15 protein-coding genes are annotated in these 17502 nt (G+C 45.7%); 7 read left to right on the top strand and 8 right to left on the bottom strand.

Translation table 11 applies throughout. The annotated features are described in order from the left end of the window. Nucleotides 1–71: 71 nt before the first annotated feature. Nucleotides 72–1085 (bottom strand): amino acid ABC transporter substrate-binding protein, encoded by a 1014-nt coding sequence (locus tag Q1Q15_RS18120; protein ID WP_300463126.1) that lies wholly within the window; start codon nucleotides 1083–1085, stop codon nucleotides 72–74. A gap of 198 nt (nucleotides 1086–1283) precedes the next feature. Here Q1Q15_RS18120 and Q1Q15_RS18125 point away from each other — a divergent pair, with 198 nt between their 5' ends. From Q1Q15_RS18125 to Q1Q15_RS18135, 3 genes are all read left to right on the top strand, one after another. Next, a complete protein-coding gene (locus Q1Q15_RS18125; RefSeq protein WP_300463129.1) occupies nucleotides 1284–1988 on the top strand; it encodes a hemolysin III family protein in 705 nt (234 codons plus the stop codon). A gap of 84 nt (nucleotides 1989–2072) precedes the next feature. Next, nucleotides 2073–2648 carry an NUDIX hydrolase gene (locus Q1Q15_RS18130; protein ID WP_300463132.1) on the top strand — a complete coding sequence of 192 codons (576 nt, stop codon included), beginning with the start codon at nucleotides 2073–2075 and terminating at the stop codon, nucleotides 2646–2648. Then, nucleotides 2649–4475 carry a M48 family metallopeptidase gene (locus Q1Q15_RS18135; protein ID WP_300463135.1) on the top strand — a complete coding sequence of 609 codons (1827 nt, stop codon included), beginning with the start codon at nucleotides 2649–2651 and terminating at the stop codon, nucleotides 4473–4475. A 62-nt stretch (nucleotides 4476–4537) separates the two neighbouring features. Here Q1Q15_RS18135 and Q1Q15_RS18140 read toward each other — a convergent pair whose 3' ends face one another. Together Q1Q15_RS18140 and Q1Q15_RS18145 are read right to left on the bottom strand one after the other, a co-directional pair. After that, on the bottom strand, nucleotides 4538–5299 hold the full coding sequence (locus Q1Q15_RS18140) for a hypothetical protein (protein ID WP_300463138.1): 762 nt from the start codon (nucleotides 5297–5299) through the stop codon (nucleotides 4538–4540). Then, nucleotides 5300–5725, bottom strand: coding sequence for an iron-sulfur cluster assembly scaffold protein (locus Q1Q15_RS18145; RefSeq protein ID WP_300463140.1), 426 nt, complete (start codon nucleotides 5723–5725; stop codon nucleotides 5300–5302). A gap of 348 nt (nucleotides 5726–6073) precedes the next feature. Between Q1Q15_RS18145 and Q1Q15_RS18150 the strand changes: the two genes are divergently transcribed. The 3 genes from Q1Q15_RS18150 to Q1Q15_RS18160 all read left to right on the top strand — a co-directional run bounded on the left by Q1Q15_RS18150 (nucleotide 6074) and on the right by Q1Q15_RS18160 (nucleotide 9391). Next, nucleotides 6074–6304 (top strand): KH domain-containing protein, encoded by a 231-nt coding sequence (locus tag Q1Q15_RS18150; protein ID WP_300463143.1) that lies wholly within the window; start codon nucleotides 6074–6076, stop codon nucleotides 6302–6304. An 862-nt stretch (nucleotides 6305–7166) separates the two neighbouring features. Beyond that, nucleotides 7167–8864 (top strand): DUF3373 family protein, encoded by a 1698-nt coding sequence (locus tag Q1Q15_RS18155; protein ID WP_300463146.1) that lies wholly within the window; start codon nucleotides 7167–7169, stop codon nucleotides 8862–8864. 179 nt (nucleotides 8865–9043) lie between these two features. Continuing rightward, entirely contained in the window at nucleotides 9044–9391 is a 348-nt protein-coding gene (locus Q1Q15_RS18160) for a cytochrome c family protein (protein WP_300463148.1), read from the top strand. Nucleotides 9392–9551: 160 nt separating this feature from the next. On the opposite strand, the gene Q1Q15_RS18165 is transcribed toward Q1Q15_RS18160, so the two are convergent. The 5 genes from Q1Q15_RS18165 to dctP all read right to left on the bottom strand — a co-directional run bounded on the left by Q1Q15_RS18165 (nucleotide 9552) and on the right by dctP (nucleotide 16589). Further along, nucleotides 9552–10670 carry an MFS transporter gene (locus tag Q1Q15_RS18165; protein WP_300463150.1) on the bottom strand — a complete coding sequence of 373 codons (1119 nt, stop codon included), beginning with the start codon at nucleotides 10668–10670 and terminating at the stop codon, nucleotides 9552–9554. Between the two features lie 29 nt (nucleotides 10671–10699). After that, a complete protein-coding gene (locus tag Q1Q15_RS18170; RefSeq protein WP_300463153.1) occupies nucleotides 10700–11752 on the bottom strand; it encodes a 2-oxoacid:ferredoxin oxidoreductase subunit beta in 1053 nt (350 codons plus the stop codon). After that, on the bottom strand, nucleotides 11749–13596 hold the full coding sequence (locus Q1Q15_RS18175; protein WP_300463155.1) for a 2-oxoacid:acceptor oxidoreductase subunit alpha: 1848 nt from the start codon (nucleotides 13594–13596) through the stop codon (nucleotides 11749–11751). Before Q1Q15_RS18175 ends, Q1Q15_RS18170 begins: the two co-directional genes overlap by 4 nt. Continuing rightward, on the bottom strand, nucleotides 13593–15341 hold the full coding sequence (locus Q1Q15_RS18180) for an FAD-dependent oxidoreductase (protein ID WP_300463156.1): 1749 nt from the start codon (nucleotides 15339–15341) through the stop codon (nucleotides 13593–13595). The genes Q1Q15_RS18175 and Q1Q15_RS18180 overlap by 4 nt, the downstream gene beginning before the upstream one ends. 249 nt (nucleotides 15342–15590) lie before the next feature. Further along, nucleotides 15591–16589 (bottom strand): TRAP transporter substrate-binding protein DctP, encoded by a 999-nt coding sequence (gene dctP / locus Q1Q15_RS18185; RefSeq protein ID WP_300463158.1) that lies wholly within the window; start codon nucleotides 16587–16589, stop codon nucleotides 15591–15593. Nucleotides 16590–16939: 350 nt separating this feature from the next. On the opposite strand from dctP, the gene Q1Q15_RS18190 reads away from it, so the two are divergent. Next, nucleotides 16940–17494 (top strand): peptidoglycan endopeptidase, encoded by a 555-nt coding sequence (locus tag Q1Q15_RS18190; RefSeq protein WP_300463160.1) that lies wholly within the window; start codon nucleotides 16940–16942, stop codon nucleotides 17492–17494. Nucleotides 17495–17502: the final 8 nt, after the last annotated feature.

Below are 17502 nucleotides of genomic sequence, written 5' to 3' on the forward strand. Positions count from 1 at the left end.
CTAATACTCTTTATAAATATTAAAAGATGGTGCAATTTTCATTGCACCACAATGATATGCAGCGGGATGGGCTACTTGAAGGGCGGAGAGTACATTAACCCACCGTCCGTCCACAGTGCATTCAGCCCTCTTTCAATACCCAGCTGAGTATTTACCCCAACGTTTCTTTCAAAGATTTCGCCATAATTGCCCACCATCTTGATAATATTATAAGCGAATTTTTCATCCAGGCCCAGGGCTTTTCCATTGCCTTTTGTAACGCCTAAAAATCGTTGGACTTTTGGATTTTTGCTGTTCAGCATCTCATCCACATTTTTAGATGTAATGCCCAGCTCTTCAGCATTTATCAGCGCCAGTACGGAATAATTAACAATATCCTTCCACTGGTTATCACCATGTCTTACCGCCGGTGCCAGTGGTTCTTTTGAAATGATGTCAGGAAGAATCATGTAATCATCAGGGTTTGGTGCCACGGCCCGGGTTCCTGCCAGTTGGGACGCATCAGAGGTTAAACAGTCACATCTGCCGGCAAAAAAGGCCTTGGCAAGCTCTGCCGTGTTTTCAATGACAACCGGATTCATTTTCATTCCATTGGCCCTGAAATAATCAGCCACATTCAATTCCGTGGTCGTTCCCGGAAGCACACAAACGGTTGCACCATCAAGTTCTTTAGCACTTTTTACGCCCAGTTTTTTGGGAATCAGGAATCCCTGACCGTCATAGTAATTGACTACAGCGAAATCAAGGCCAAGTGCTGAATCCCGGCTTAAGGTCTGGGTACAATTTCGGAAAAGGACATCAATTTCTCCGGACTGTAATGCGGTAAATCTTGTTTTAGCAGTCAGAGGGGTGAATTTTAATTTGTCAGGGTTGCCAAATACGGCAACGGAAACTGCCCTGGCACAATCCACATCCAGACCTTTCCAGACCCCTTTGTCATCAGCTTTTCCAAAACCAAAAAGACTGCCGTTGACGCCCGCCTGAATAAACCCTTTCGCTTTAACATCTTCCAGTGTTCCCGCCATGGTTAATGTGGACATGGCCAGAACAGTAGCGCAAACAGCGATTACTTTGAATAACTTCATAAATACTCCCTCCATCTAATTAAAATTAATTGATCTTGAACAATTCTGTTAAGAATTGCATATACGGTTGTATAACATGAATTTTTAAGGCCCTTATACCTATTAGCATATTCGCAATATTTTTCAAGCACTTTATTTGGCGATATCAGGGTCTGCCCGAAGGGTCAGGGTAAAAGAAATGTAATATTAAAAAAAACAATGTTATTTAATAAAATCAGAAATTATATTGATCCCATGTGTAAATGTGGAAAAGTTTTTAGAGAACCGGTAAATGCCATATCCCATATGGCCGGTGCTTTGGCATCCATTGCCGGACTGACGGTATTGGTCGTCTATGCCGCCATCAGGGCGGATGCCTGGCATGTGGTTTCCTTTGCCGTTTTTGGCACCTCCATGTTTTTAATGTACACCGCAAGTTTCCTCTACCATGGATTGAAGTTATCTGAAAAGGCATTGCTGGTGTTTCGGCGGATTGATCATATTATGATTTTCATGTTGATTGCCGGTTCTTATACCCCTATCTGTCTTGTGCCGTTGCGCGGCCCCTGGGGATGGAGTATTTTGGGGACGGTTTGGGGGTTTGCCATTTGTGGCATGGCATTAAAAATTTTTGCCATGAATGTCCCCCGATGGATTTCCACCCTGATTTACCTGATCATGGGGTGGCTGTGTGTGATTGCCATTTATCCGCTTGTGAAATCCCTTGAGCCGGCATGTCTTTTCTGGTTGGCCTTAAGCGGATTGTTCTACAGCGTTGGGGCCATTGTTTATTCGATTAAAAAACCCGATCCTTTTCCCGGTATTTTCGGATTCCATGAGATATGGCACGTGTTTGTCCTGTTGGGAAGTGCCTGTCATTTCTGGCTTGTGTTCAAATATTTAATGTACGTAAGCCCGGCTTAAACGAACCGTTTCTTTCATTGTAAAAATAAATCAGATTGGGTAGTATTTGTTCCTTGCATGCTTATTTTCTGACAAGGAGTCTTTATGAAAATCAATACGGTAAAAAAAATAACGGATTGCAACCACCTGAATCTTTTTTTAATTGAATATATGGATCGGGTAAATCGTGAAAAACAATGGATTTTCGCATCACGATCAGATCGCTTAAACCCCTTTGAAAAAACGGATCGCAAACCAGATGCAGTGGTCATTGTGCCGTATCATATGCAGGAAAAAAAACTGGTGATGATAAAAGAATTCAGGGTTGCCCTTGACGATTATCAATACGGATTTCCGGCAGGCCTTATGGACGAGGGAGAGTCTGTGGAGCAGACCGGAAAAAGAGAACTCTTTGAAGAAACCGGATTAACCCTTACACGAGTGTTGAAAAAAAGCCCGGCTGTTTTCTCCTCTTCCGGTATGACTGATGAGTCCGTCAGCCTTGTGTTTGTTGAATGTGACGGTCGTCCCACAACCCGTTTCAATGAGGCCTCGGAAGACATTGAGGTGCTGATGCTGTCCCAGGATCAGGCTTCGGATCTTCTGTCCGACAACAAGATTAAATTTGATGTAAAATCCTGGCTGGTGTTGAATACCTTTGCTTCCCAGGGGGTCATCTGAATGTTTTCTAATTTTTTATTTTTTCTCATTGCATTGGTTATCTATACAACCTCTGACCTGTTTGAGACGGTAAAAGAGGTTGATATTGTCCTTATTTCCGGTAGCCTTGGGGCCAGTGCTTTATTTGTTCTTATTTGTCATATGGCATTCAAACGGCTTGAACGAAAAGCCTTAAAAAATCTTTATGCGAATATGGATCCGTTTGTTCATGCCTATATTTCACGGTTGTCGGTGCTGGCCCTGATAATTTTTACCGTCAATATTTATGGATTTAAATTAAAGCGTCTTTTTTCCGGCATCCCCATTTTTGATACGCTACCCACCCTAGAAGCCCTTTTTTTTCTTGGGGTATTTCTCTTTTATCTCATGATGGTCTGGAATGAAGCATACCGGGTGCAAAAGCGAATTTTTTCCAGTGCAGTGTCGAAAAAGGACTATGTTTTATCCAATATTGCGTTTTCATTGCCGGCGCTCCTGCCCTGGTTCTGCCTGTCGCTTATTGCCGATATCCTTGGCATTATACCCTGGCAGCCCCTGGAAACGGTGTTGCATACCCCTGCAGGCGAAATCGGTTATATTGCCCTGTTCCTGATTGCCATCGCCATCTTTGGGCCGGTATTAATCCGGCGGCTATGGAATTGCAGCCCCCTGGAGCCGGGATATGCCAGAAGCAGGATTGAAAAAGTCTGTAAAAAAGCCGGGATGACATATTCCGATATTTTAAGGTGGAACCTGTTTGGCGGGACAATGATCACTGCAGGTGTGATGGGGCTTGTCGGGCGGTTTCGCTATATCCTTGTGACCCCCGCACTGCTGAAATCACTGAATGATGATGAATTGGATGCCGTTATGCTGCACGAAATCGGTCACGTCCAAAAACATCATATGGTGTTTTATCTTTTCTTCTTTGCCGGGTTTATTGCCTGTAATTTCGTTTTTTTTGAACCGGTTATGCTGTTTTTGTATATCCTGGAACCGGTGTATGATTTGTTTGCACGCATGGGGGTTGGAAAAGCGTCTGCGCATCCAATCCTGATCAGTGTGACGCTCATTGGCAGCTTTGTCGTGTATTTCCGATTTGTATTCGGGTTTTTTATGCGAAATTTTGAACGTCAGGCAGATCTTCATGCCTATCATCTTGCCAATGGTGCAGCCGCTCTTATTTCAACCTTTTACAAGATTGCATCCTTTTCCCGGCAACCCATTGATAAACCCAATTGGCACCATTACAGTATCGGTCAACGCGTTCGATTCCTGGAGAACTGTCAATCAAACCCGGCCTTGATACACGCCCATCATTTAAGGGTCAAAAAAATGATTGCCGGATATTTTGTCCTGGTGAGCCTGGTTTTTGGTATAGGCTATTCCATTAATTACGGGATGGCCAAGGATGTATTTGACAATTTTATTGCTGAAAAAATTCTGTTTCAACAACTGGATGTTGACCCTGAAAATTCGGATCTGTATGCGGTGGTCGGTGATTATTATTATAATAAAAAAAATTATGAAAAAGCCATTGATTCATATGAAAATGTCCTGCGGGTGGACCCGGAAAATGTTCATGCATTAAACAATTTGTCCTGGCTTTTTGCCACCTGCCCGGAACCGGGGTACCGAAATGGGAAAAAGGCCCTGGAATATGCCAGCCGGGCATTGACACAAAAAAAAGACGCCTTTGTCTTCGACACCTATGCTGAAGCACTTTTTGTGAATAATGATATCCCGAATGCCGTAACAGCAGCAAGGGAGGCCCGGCGACGGTCAACGGATAAAAAAGCGTATTACGAAAATCAATTGCAGCGGTTTGAGAAAATGTTAGCCCCTTGACACCTTGAATAGTGCCTGACCGGAAATTAGGTGTTTGGGCGCCTCTAAGAGCGGTTCAAACACTAAATGCCGATGGGGAAAAATGCCATGCCCGCTATTTGAACGACTTCTTTTATCACCCGTCCGGTCCGGGTGGCTACGATTAACGCCATGGTATCCTGGAGGGAAACCAGTTTTCCGAAAATTCGTTCATAACTCAGGTTTTCCACCTCGCCGTCAAGGCTATTGGTCAGGACGAATAATTGACCGTTATCCTTGTACCGGTTTTTCAGTCGCCAGACAAAGATTTCAATATTTCTGGCACTGTTATACAGGGTCTGTTCATTCAGGTAATCCAGCATGAAAAGTTCACACTTGCTGTTATATGATTTATGAATCATGGTGTATAACCCCACCATCAATGCAAAGATCCGATCCCCTTTGAATTCGGGTTCAAGGCCCAGTAAAATGGCATCGGTACTGTCTTTGAAATTTAATTCCGGGTGTTTTTCAAGGGCCGGACATTGAAAAATCTGGTTCAGGCGGGAATCCATTGTCTGGCCGTTACCCTTTTGCAATTCAAAGGGATTTCTTTTGTAAAGTTTTTGGGTCAGGGTTTTTAGAAGGGAGATCGCCTGGTTCATGTGGATTTCAGAGATGACATCAATATCTGTTTTGGCAAAATTCTTAATATGAAAGTCAGAAGATCGGACGCATCCGGACAATAAAAAAATACAAACAAGCGTGAAAAACAAAAGTTTAATCAGGGGGGGTGGGGGAAGTCGGTGTTGCTTTTGTTGTGTCCCCCTGAAATTAATGGGCATCATTTCAGGGGGATAAATCATTTACACGACTTTTTCGGCTCTATATTCTTGAAGTCCCTTGTGCATCGTCTTGACAGCAAGCTGAATACAATGATGCTTTTTTTCCGGGATATTTTCAAGGACTTTAAAAACATCCCCATCGTTAATTTTTAATGCTTCGTCAATGGTTTTACCCTTTACCAGATCAACAGCTGCCATTGCAGCCGATATCGCACCGGCACAACCTGTGATTTCATACCGGACATCTTTGATGAGATGATTGTCATCAATTTTCAGGTAAACCTTCATCGTATCGCCACAGGATCCAACGTTTTCAGACACCTGATCCGCATTTTCAATATACCCCATATATTTTTTTTCAAGATAATAATTGATTGCCGGATCAGCATAGCCTGCATCCGCCAGCATTTTACGTTCAGCATCAGATGTTGTAATTATTGTAACCACCGCTTCTTCCTTCACTTCACCCTGATCAAAAGAATATTTTACCGGGCATGATAAGTAAAATCTCTTATTGTTAAAACAAAAACTTGTGTTCTAGAATAATGAATTTCTTTTTGATGTCAAGCAAAATGGACAAAACAGTTTATTTATTCCCTCCGGTTATGGGAATATTGTTCCCCCCTCCGGCAAGCAAAAAATAATACTTGAGATTATTATAAGCTGTGATATTCTATGCAATGAGGTTTTCTGGGTTAATTTCCCAAAAGATTCAATGATGATGGCAATACTTGCAGTAGCTCATATTATTATATTTTCTTCTACCATTGGACAGGACAAAAAGGAGAACAGTTTATGAAAGAGTTGATTAAGTACATTGCTCAGGCGTTGGTTGATAATCCGGATCTGGTCGAGGTCCAGGAAATTAAGGCACAGCAGACCCTTGTGTTGGAATTACGGGTTTCAAAAGAAGACCTTGGAAAAGTTATTGGTAAAAAGGGCAGAACTGCCCAGGCCATGCGAACTATTTTGTCATGTGCCTCTGCAAAAGAGCAGAAACGGGTTATTCTGGAAATTGTTGAGTGATCTTCAAAACCGCCAGGGTTTCTATCAATGGATGAATTAAGAGACAAACATCACACCCTTAAAAACCCAGATGTTTTACCGGTTAAGAATCCAGATAATATCAGTGGCCTTTGTTTCAGGATGTCCCCTTCGTCAGGTGACACAAATTTTTGAAACAAAGGCCACTGAATCAGGCGTGCCGGTTACATCTTGAAATCCCTGTTCGGGTCCGCGGACCGCGCGGCAAATCCAGGAACTGCGAAATTTACGAAATCATGGAAATTCGTTTTTTTCCATGGCGTTTCGTTTGACGTGAGCACGGATACGCCAATAACTTCTCCATACATAAATCTGGGTTCTGTTGATACCAGAAAAAAACAATTGTTAACCGATTAACACTTTCGTGCCTATGCTTTGATGGACAGGGCAGGATTTTTATGGTTCTTTTTATCACTTTTAAAGGCCAGAGGGGGAAAAAAGAAATGTGCAACGCCAGGCCCGATGTAGAAATAGATACATCGATCATTGAGTTGTACTAAGAATGGTTAACTAAAGGTTAACAATTTATTTACAGCTTTGTCGCGAACCCCTCAATCTTATTCTCCGCCCTCAATATTTTTTATCGTTATAATTCAATTTGTTATAAATAATTTTTAAAAAATTTAAAGCAATGGCACGTTTGTTGGTTTGATAAGGCAAGTACCATATGTTTGAAATTTAAAAAAGGAGGGGAAAACACGAGAGGATTGACGGTATCGTTAAAAGGAAAAATGACGAAATGACATTAACCTATCTGCCGGGTCCGGAGGCAATAGATATTCACAGATCATGCACTGTCTATTGGTGAATCTGGAATCCGGAGGGATAAAAAAGGAAAATGAAGATGAAAAAAACGATTGGATATTTTATTTTTTCTCTACTTTTTTTAAGTTCACCGGTTTTTGCATCTGACGATATTGAGATGCTTAAAAACGAACTTATGAAAATGTCCCAGACCATGGAGGCGCTGCAAAAAAAAATTGAGGGTCTGGAAAAAGAAAGAATAGAAGAGAAAGAAGAGGTTCAATACCTCAGTGGACGGGTGGATAAAACAGAACTCCATACGGTGACAGACAAACTTTCTTTGGGGGTTGAGCTTAGAACCGAGGGGCATTCCCTTCACTATGAGGATATGCAGGTGGCACCGGCAGGATTAACTCAGACGTTTACGAAACCCTATACAGGTCCGTTTGGACCGGGTTTTACCGGTTTCAGTGGTGGGACATTGAACCAGATCCAGACCGCTATCGCTGGAATGGCAGGTGCCGGCGTTATCCCACCTGCAGAGAAATATGATGCAGACAATGATTTTATACCCACCACCAAGTTTAATCTGAATATGCGGGCAAAGGTTAACAGCAACCTGAGTTTTGACGGCCGGTTGGCCGCTTATAAGGCCTGGGGGGATTCTTCCGGTGTAAAAATAAATTCCGGCAGTCTTGGCGATGTGACCCTGGATGGCAATACCACCTCAATTCCCCATGGGGATACCATTCGTCTTGAGCGGGCCTATTTTTTATATTCAAATCAGGTCAATGATATCCCCATCAGTTTTTCTCTGGGTCGACGACCGTCGACAGACGGACCGCCCATGGAATTCGGGAAAAACAGCCTGGAGGCAGGGTCACCCCTTGCCACTATTATCAACTGGCAGTTTGACGGTGGGTCACTGGTATTCGGGCTTGAGGAGCTGACCGGTATACCGGGAGCAGCCTTTAAACTCTGTTACGGCCTTGGATTTGAAGGGGGATGGGGCAATTCCTATTCGCTTCAAAATACATCTGCTGATGTGGATGATGTTCATATGTTTGGTGTCATTGCCACCCTTTATGAAGATGATTCCTTCAGCAGTGTCTTTAATTATGCCCATGCCTGGGATATTACGGACGGGTTTACCGGACTGACGGTCATGCCGTTTATCGCATATGAATCCGGGGGGCAATACTATTTTGACGCCAATGCCGGCGGTTACATCAGCCGGATGCAGCCGGTCAGCGATATCGGAGACTGGGATGCGGCTTCCCTGCTGTTAAGATCAAACCTGGAGGAACGTACGGGAAAAGATATTGATGTTTTTCTGGCCCTGTCATGGAGCCATACAGATCCGTCACAGATTTCCCAGAACCCGTTTTACAAGATAATGGGCCAGGGATTGTTAAGTTCCAATGGACAGCTTGAATCCCAGCATGGGTATAGTATCTATACCGGGGTGAGGCTTCCCATGCCCTTTGATGCAAAGCTGGGGCTTGAGTACAATTGGGGGTCACAATACTGGTTTAACTTCACCGGAGCAGAGGATGCCATTGCCGGAAGCAAGTTGGCAGCCCGGGGTAGTGTGTTTGAAACCTATTATCTCCAGCCGGTTGTTTCAAATAATTTTTTCCTGAAACTGGGGATGAAATATTACGATTATGAGTATACTGGCAGTGGTAATCCCCTTGGCGCGCCTGTAAAGATTTCAGACATCAATTCCCTGAATGCAATATTTCCGGTTATTGACAAGGTGTGGGACGTGTATGCGTCATTGACAATGAGATTTTAAAGGGTAAAGTAAAGGTAAGGTCGTTAAAAAAAAATTATTTAATAACGCCCATGCCCATACGGGCACAACAAAGCATGAAAGTGATGAGAGGTGAGGTATGCGTATTGAGGGAGGGATAAGTTCTCACGACTCAAAACTCATAACGCACGACTTTCATACAAAAAGAGAAGGAGAATTAAATGAATAGAAAAATACTGAGTCTGGCGGTGGCGATCATGTTTGTATTGTTCGGGACATCGATTTTGTTTGCAGAAGGTCCCAGCGGGGACAAGAGAAAAGGCAAATATACCTATAAAAAAGTTTATAAAACGTGTGCAAAAAGGGGGGCAATTGAATCAACGACCCCTTTTATCAGCCCGAGCGATAAGACAATGGCACAGTGGGAAAGAATTTTTGACAAAAAGAAGTTTGAGATTTTTAAATGCAGCGAAGAATTCAATGCTCTTTCCGAAGCGGATCTTCAGGATATTTATGCATATCTCTACAATTTTGCTGCCGATTCTCCAAGTCCGGCAAAATGCAAATAATGTCATGCCGGCCGTACCATGCCTGGAAATACTGTGAAATTCACCGTTGTTAAATGGTACAGATAGAGAATCGATCCTTTTTCAAGGGCAGAGGTCATGAACCTCTGCCCATTTTTATGGAAACAAGGGGATAAAACTGTAATAAAATGGGGGGGTGTTGTTAGGCCGTCTTTCGGTGCTGACAAGGGTAGGCGCGTAAAGAGATCCACCCGAATATCGGACCGATTACCAGGGGCAGAAAAGCGGTCCTTACCCCGAACCAATTGATCCACAGGCTTAACAGTTCAATGGTGATAATGGTGATTAAAAAACCAATGCAATTCACAATCGTTAAGGCGGAACCCACGTATTTTCGTGGCGCAAACTGGGTGTTCAAGGATGAAAATTGTGGGGAATCAGCCACAACTGTCACCCCCCATATCTGTATAATGATCAAAGCAATGCCCTGGGGAAGGTTCTGGAGAAATGGGGAAACAAGACAGATGGAACCAGACATAAACAATACCACCAATGCGATTTTACGACTTCCCACCCTTAATGCAATAATGCCCCCCACGGCACATCCCAAAAAACCAAATATGAAAAAACCAAAGGTCCAAAGTTCGACATTGGTTTTTACAATGGTGCCGAAAAGCAGGGGAATGTAGGCAAAAACCGCATAAAGTTCCCACATGTGGCCGAAATATCCAAAAGAGGCAGCCCGAAAACCGGGGTGGCGGAAGATATCTTTGATCACACCGAGATCAAATTTAGACCCTTTCGGCAGGTGGGGGCCATCTCCCACCAGGAACAGCTGGATCAATCCCCCGGTTAAACACAGCACAGAGGTTACCTGAAGAATGGAGCCGATATTGCCCTGCCAGTTCAACGCCTTGATCAGATAGGGAAAGCCGGCGGCCAGGACCAGGGCCCCCACCAGCCATCCCAGGGCTCTTGAAATCGTCTGGGGATACCAGGATGCGGCGATTTTCATGCCCACAGGATAGATGCCGGCAAGGGATACCCCACAGAGCATTCTTGACATCAAAAGAACCGATTTGTGAGTTTCCAGGAAGATCCCGGAAAAATTAAACACAGCCCCCAGAAGGGCACTTAAAAAAAACACCCGGGCAGGGGAAAACCGATCGGAAATGTTTAAAAAGGCAAACGCCAAAGTGCCGATGATAAACCCGAATTGAATGGCAGACAACAGGAATCCCTGACCCATATAGGCCACATTTGCCGCAAACCAGATAGAACCGGAAAGAAACTGGGATAAAATAATAAAAAATAACCGCATGTAAACGCTCTCATCCTTTTGGATCTATCTTATCGATATGCTTCAACAATTTGTGCAAGCACTTGGTCACCTGGACACAGTTCCTTTTCCGTTAAGGCATTCAGGGGGGTGTCCGTGGTTTCGAGAATGGCATGGGTGTCCTTGAGGTCCTCATTCATATGCAGGATTCCCGTAAGGAGGTGCCCCTTTTCCCGGTGGCGTTCCAGCCCGTCAAGGGCAGATCGTCTGTTCGTTATATCAAGGGAATCACCGCTTTTATAAAGCTGGATCACACTGCTGTCATGCAGGGTAACCGATTGGGTTGTCCCGGGTTCATACTGGGTGGTGATTTCCTGCCGGGGGGGGATGAAATCAACCGTGGCCGTGGCTTCCCGATGGTCCCGGACCCACTGGTAGCTCTTGGTGGAGGTGACGGTATTGTTGAAGGTGACACAGGGAGAGATCACATCCACCAGGGCAAACCCTTTATGGGTTATGGCTGCCTTGAGCATGGGAACCAGCTGCGCTTTGTCGCCTGAAAATCCCCGGGCAACAAAGCCGGAACCCATCTGGATGGCCAGTTGACACAGGTCGATGGCTTCAAACGGACTGGGATGTCCTTTCCGGCTGGCCGATCCCCTGTCCGTCGTGGCAGAATCCTGTCCTTTGGTGAGCCCGTAACAGCCGTTGTTCATGACAATATAGGTCATGTTCAGGTTGCGTCGCACAATGTGTACAAATTGTCCCATACCAATGGACGCGGTATCGCCATCACCGGAAACCCCTATATAAAGGAGGTCCTTGTTGGCCAGATTGGCACCGGTGGCAACGGAGGGCATGCGGCCATGGACGGAATTGAACCCATGGGATTTGCCCAGAAAATAGGCCGGTGTCTTGGAGGAACAGCCAATCCCGGACAATTTAACCACCCTATGGGGTTCCAGGGAAAGCTCATAGCAGGCCTGGATGATGGCATTGCTGATGGAATCATGCCCACACCCGGCACAGAGCGTGGAAACAGCGCCTTCATAATCGCGTCGGGTATACCCGAGATCATTCTCGGGAAGGTCGGGATGACGGAACGTGGGACGTCGGGAGCTCATTTGGCACCTCCTTGATGGGTGTCGGTTCCCGGGGGTACCGATGGGGTTATGATCGCTTTTATGGACCGGGTAATATGGCCGGCAGTGATGGGCAAGCCATCCATGGCGGGGATGGAGAACAGTTTGTCCGGACGAATATTGCACTCGTTTATCAGCAGGGTGCGCATCTGGCCGTCCCGGTTCTGTTCGATAACAAAAATGTGATCATGCCGGTCAACAAACGCTGTGACTGCTTCCTGGAAGGGAAACCCCCGGAGTCGCATGGTATTAATGATGATATCCTGCTCACCCAGCTGGTCCATGGCTTCATAGGCCGAATGGGTGCTGGTACCGAAAAAAATGGCACCCTGGACACAGGTCTCATCCTTTATTCGGATATGGGGCCCGGGTACAAGGGGTTTTGCCGTGTGCCATTTCTGCGTGAGACGTACCATACAGCGTTCATATGCATCATTGTCCTCGGTGTAGGCTGCATATTCGTCATGGGAGGATCCCCGGGTAAAGTAGGCCCCCAGCGTCGGGTGAGTCCCCGGGATTGTCCGGTAGCAGATGCCGTCCCCCTCCCGGTCGAGATATCTGCCCCATTTCTCGGTCATGGCTTCAAGTTGTCCGGCATCAAGAACCTTTCCCCGGTCATAGATACGGCTGTCATCCCATTCCAGGGGCAGGCTGATATGATCATTCATGCCCAGGTCAAGGTCGCTCATGATGATAATCGGGGTTTGAAGTCTTTCCGCCAGATCAAAGCTGTCTGCCGTCATCTCAAAGCATTCTTTTGGATTACACGGAAACAGCAGGATGTGTTTGGTGTCCCCATGGGATGCATAGGCCGCGAGTAACAGATCAGATTGCTGGGTCCGGGTGGGCATTCCCGTGCTGGGTCCGCATCTCTGGACATTGATCAGTACCACGGGGATCTCTGCAAAATAGGCCAGCCCCAGTAATTCATTCATCAGGGAGACCCCGGGGCCTGATGTGGCGGTAAATGCCCGGGCGCCGTTCCAGGACGCACCCATGGCGATCCCCAATGCTGCCAACTCATCTTCGGCTTGAATAATGGCTGCCTTTCGTTTACCGTCGTCATCCCGTCTGTATTGGCTGGTGAACTTCTCAAATGCTTCAATCACAGAGGTGGACGGGGTTATGGGGTACCACCCGGCCACGGTGGCCCCGCCATACAACGCCCCCAGTCCGACTGCGCTGTTACCATCCATCAAGATATGGTGGGGCATCTTTTGGCTGCGTTTCACTGACAGCTGGCAGGTGTCGGGAAACTGTTTGACAGCGTATTCAAATCCCAATTCCAGGGCGTGGATATTCGGTGTGGCCAATTTTGGTTTTTTACGAAACTGTTTCTTAATTGAATCGGTTAGAACGGAAAATTCCATATCCAGCAGATGGGCCAGGGCCCCGACATAGATGATATTCTTGAGCAACTGCCTGAGTTTCGGATTCTCAATTTCCCGGATGCAGATCTGTGTTAACGGGATATCGATAACCGTGATATCCTCCCGGAGAAAATCATCCGGCAGCTGCCTTGAGGAATCATAGAGAAAATATCCGCCCGGCGAAAGATCATCATAGTCCTTTCGTAATGTCTGTCCATTGACAGCCACGACAAAGTCATATCCTCCCCGGCGACCCAGGTAACCCTTCTCACTGACCCGCACCTCATACCAGGTGGGCAGGCCCTGGATATTGGAAGGGAAAATGTTTTTGGGACTGACCGGGACCCCCAGTCGAAAGACTGCCTTGGCAAAAAGATTGTTGGCACTGGCAGAACCTGAGCCATTTACATTGGCAAAGCGGATAACAAAGTCATTGACCCTTTTAAGTTTCATCATTTCTGTCCTGCCTTTGCTGGTTTGTACGTATATTTTTGTATGTCCCAGGCTGCCGTTGGACATCGCTCTGCACAGAGTCCGCAGTGAAGGCAGACATTTTCGTCCTTGACCATGACCCTTCCCGTGGGCAGCAGGTCAGAAACATAAAGGAACTGGGATCGGTTGGTTGCCGGGACGGAGAGGCTGGACCGCAGGTCCTCCTCTTCTTTGTTTTCAATAAAGTTAATACAGGTGGTGGGGCAGACATCAACACAGGCATCACATTCAATACAGTCCTGGACGGTAAAAACCGTCTGCATATCGCAATTGATGCACCGCAGGGCTTCTGTATGACCGATTTTCCGGTCAAAGCCAAGTTCAACTTCCATCAGGCGATCCTTGATGGACTTAACCGTTGAAACCATGGGAACAGCCTGCCGGTGCTCATCCGAGACATCGCTATGGTACATCCAGTCATGTAGTCCCATCTTCTGACCGGCAAGTGTGGTAAAGGGCAGGGGTCGTTTTGAAAGGTCCTCCCCCCGGCAGAAAAGATCCATGGAAATGGCGGCTTCGTGACCATGTGCCACGGCGGTAATGACATTTTTGGGTCCGAAAGCGGCATCGCCGCCGAAAAAAACTTTTTTAATACTGGATTGAAACGTGATTTCATCTACCCGGGGTCGGCCTTGATCATCGAAGATCAGGCCGATATCTTTTTCAATCCAGGGGAAGGCGTTTTGCTGGCCAACGGCCAGCAGCACTTCGTCACACGGGATGAAAACCGGTTCCTGGTCAGATGCCGGACTTCCTGGTGCCAGTTGAAAGGTCATACCGGTTAACCGGTCCTCTTTTACCACAAACGCCGTGGGGGACAGGTATTCTAAAATAGGGATGTTCTCTCTTACGGCATCTTCAATTTCCCAGGGAGATGCTTTCATTTTTTCCCGGGGGCCTCGAATGATGACCGTGACATTTTCCCCGCCAAGCCTGCGGGCGGTCCTGCAACAATCCATGGCGGTATTGCCGCCGCCAATCACAAGGGTTGTTTTGCCGGTCTTTTTTTGATGGCCATATTGAACGCCGGCAAGCCATTCTATACCAATGTGAATAAACGCGTTTCCCGCCTGTCTGCCGGGTAGGTCAAGATCCCTGCCCCTTGGCGCCCCGGTACCGATAAAAACAGCATCATACGCCTTGTCGAGAAATGACTTCATGCTGGAGATATAGGTGTTAAAATAGGTCTTCACCCCCAGATCAAGAATAAGGTTTACCTCTTCATCGAGAACTGTCTTGGGCAAACGGAAGGACGGTACCTGGCTCCTGATAAACCCACCGGCCGCTGACTGATCGTCATAAAGATCGATGGCATACCCCAGCGGTAACAGATCCCTGGCCACCGTGAGGGAGGCGGGTCCCCCCCCGATAAGGGCAATTTTTTTCCCGTTTTTTTTCTTGGGAATGTCTGGGAGACGCTGGGTGATGTTTCCCTTATTGTCAGCACAAACTCTTTTCAACCGACAGATGGCCACGGCGTTTTTTTCCACCCGGCCTCTCCGACAAGCCGGTTCACAAGGTCTGTCACACACTCTGCCCAGGATACCGGGGAAAACATTGGACTCCCAGTTGATCATATAGGCATCTGTGTATTTCTTTTCGGCGATGAGCCTGATATATTCCGGAACGGGCGTATGTGCCGGACAGGCAAATTGGCAATCAATCACGCGATGAAAATACTCGGGATTTGTAATGTCAGTTGGATTCAATAATTTTTCTCCCACTTATGTTGATGTGTGTGCATTGTTGATATGTTAATTTAAACCATAATACGGTGAGCTTGTGAAGTTCTTTTTTCCGTTGATATTTAAAACAGACATCACCCTAGTTCAAAGACGGAAATATCGGTCCTTTTTTTTTCATTTGTTTTCTCGATTGTAACTCTTTAAAAAAAAATGGGGAAAGAGGATAGAAAAGAGGCCGCCTGTATATCCCGGAACGGCCTCGTGAAGCGTAATTTATTTTGATAATAGTTTTTGTAATTGAGTGGTAAATTCGGTTTCCATCTTCAGTTGTCCTTTCCATCCTTCGGTGTAGGCCATCTCCAGGTATTTTTTCTTATCTTCAGGTGAGAAACTGATCACCTCCATGCCGGCTTGTTTGAGAATTCCCACTTCATTTTTCATGTTTTCAACGGATTCCGTATCAACGATGGCCGCTTGTTCTGCCAATACTTTCAATACGGCTAACCTTAAATGATCCGGCAGATGGTCCCATTTTTGGGCATTGGCCAGGACAGGATGACAGACTTTGTAAAAAGGAGGGCCAACAACATATTTTGCGACTTCATGCCAGCCCCAGGGCCTGATACTGTAAAGCGGCCACATGAATCCGTCCACAACACCCCGTTCCAGGGCTTGATAGACATCCCCCGGTTTGATGGCACTGGGAATGCCGCCTAAAGATTTAATAAAATCGATGTACATTGCAGAGGTTCGAATCCTGAGGCCTTTTATCTCCGCCAGGTTTTTGACTGGTTTGATGGTGTAAAGTTGAAATTGGATTTCACTGCCCAGCCTGCCTAAATAAGCCGCATTCAGTTTATCCCGGTGGATCTTGTCAAAGATGGCATCCACTCCTATCATCCGTTCTTCAGTGGTGTTCAGTCGAGACAGTTTGGCGACATTTGCGGCGGGTGCAATGCCGGCATAGTACGCCGCGGTTCCGAACATCACATCAATGGTTCCCATCCGGATTGCCTCAGCCTGGTCCCTGGAAGGGATGACCTCAGGGCCCCCTAAATATTGTATTTTCAATTCACCTGGATATGTTTTGGATAGATAGTCATTTGCCGCCTTGATAAACGGTAAATACTCTGTTGCAACTTCAGAGGCGTTTTTCGGCCAGGCACTGATCGCTTTTAAGATGTATTTTTCAGCAAATGCGTGGCTGGTGAAACTAAAAAAAATAAAAACCGAGACCATAAAAATCAGTTGATGTGGGACTGTTTTTTTCATCCTGTATTCTCCTTTCGTTATATCTAACGGGTAATTATAAAACGGACATCTGGCTTTTTGTATTTTTTCCTGTGAATTTTAACTCAATGTATCATAGCTTTGGATATGATTGCAAATTTGCATGAGAATTCCCATAGAAAGTTGTTGCGGTTAAATAGCGCCAGCGCAACATGATATAATTGAAGACGGGCTGTTGTCCCATCCTGAAAATGATTTTTTTTGAGTATGTTGTTAAAATGGCGCACCCTTGTACCCATTTTTCCGGTTGGCGATCAGAGTAATGCTTGTGTTTTTTCATGTAGACTTTTATATATTCCATATCTGTCTTTCATATAAAAGGAGAAAAAGGAATGAAAAGAACGCTTATTATTGCAATATTGATCCTCTTTAATACTGTTTCAGTATGGGGTTCAAATGGTAATGAAGCAGATAAAGCGATTGAACCGGAAACGGCGTATCTGGGTGAGCAGAAAAAGATTTTCAGGCAAAATATTCCATCCATCGCAAAACAATTTATTGGTATCTCCTATGAACTTGGTGCCAATCCACTGCAATCAAGCGCTTCTGATAATTCTCACTTGTTTTTTTCTATTTATACGTTAGCTGCCCAAAAGGCTGGTTTATCTTACAAAGAATATCTGCCCATGAAATACCTGTTACTCAATATACATGAAGTGGACGAGAACGATCTTCAAAATGGAGACCTCCTGGTGCTTAACAATGCCCATGCCGCCATGATTTATCATGTTGAAAAGACGGGGAAAATTCATTTAATCTACGCATCAGGAAAGCGCAGACAAGTTTTATCCTTTAATAGTGACAACCCCGTATTTTATGTCTACTGGTTGGAAAATTTGAAAGGGTTTTACAGGCTGGCAGATGTCATGCTGAAACAAACCAATTGAGTGCGATA

It is taken from the genome of Desulfobacula sp., assembly GCF_030145145.1.
Taxonomy (GTDB): domain Bacteria; phylum Desulfobacterota; class Desulfobacteria; order Desulfobacterales; family Desulfobacteraceae; genus Desulfobacula.

Bases quoted from the DNA above. Each gene is read 5' to 3' on its own strand.
- Q1Q15_RS18155 (WP_300463146.1), top strand. From the start codon at position 7,167: ATGAAAAAAACGATTGGATATTTTATTTTTTCTCTACTTTTTTTAAGT.
- Q1Q15_RS18140 (WP_300463138.1), bottom strand. From the start codon at position 5,299: ATGATTTATCCCCCTGAAATGATGCCCATTAATTTCAGGGGGACACAA.
- dctP (WP_300463158.1), bottom strand. From the start codon at position 16,589: ATGAAAAAAACAGTCCCACATCAACTGATTTTTATGGTCTCGGTTTTT.
- Q1Q15_RS18160 (WP_300463148.1), top strand. From the start codon at position 9,044: ATGAATAGAAAAATACTGAGTCTGGCGGTGGCGATCATGTTTGTATTG.
- Q1Q15_RS18120 (WP_300463126.1), bottom strand. From the start codon at position 1,085: ATGAAGTTATTCAAAGTAATCGCTGTTTGCGCTACTGTTCTGGCCATG.
- Q1Q15_RS18150 (WP_300463143.1), top strand. From the start codon at position 6,074: ATGAAAGAGTTGATTAAGTACATTGCTCAGGCGTTGGTTGATAATCCG.
- Q1Q15_RS18190 (WP_300463160.1), top strand. From the start codon at position 16,940: ATGAAAAGAACGCTTATTATTGCAATATTGATCCTCTTTAATACTGTT.
- Q1Q15_RS18175 (WP_300463155.1), bottom strand. From the start codon at position 13,596: ATGATGAAACTTAAAAGGGTCAATGACTTTGTTATCCGCTTTGCCAAT.
- Q1Q15_RS18170 (WP_300463153.1), bottom strand. From the start codon at position 11,752: ATGAGCTCCCGACGTCCCACGTTCCGTCATCCCGACCTTCCCGAGAAT.
- Q1Q15_RS18135 (WP_300463135.1), top strand. From the start codon at position 2,649: ATGTTTTCTAATTTTTTATTTTTTCTCATTGCATTGGTTATCTATACA.
- Q1Q15_RS18125 (WP_300463129.1), top strand. From the start codon at position 1,284: ATGTTATTTAATAAAATCAGAAATTATATTGATCCCATGTGTAAATGT.
- Q1Q15_RS18165 (WP_300463150.1), bottom strand. From the start codon at position 10,670: ATGCGGTTATTTTTTATTATTTTATCCCAGTTTCTTTCCGGTTCTATC.
- Q1Q15_RS18130 (WP_300463132.1), top strand. From the start codon at position 2,073: ATGAAAATCAATACGGTAAAAAAAATAACGGATTGCAACCACCTGAAT.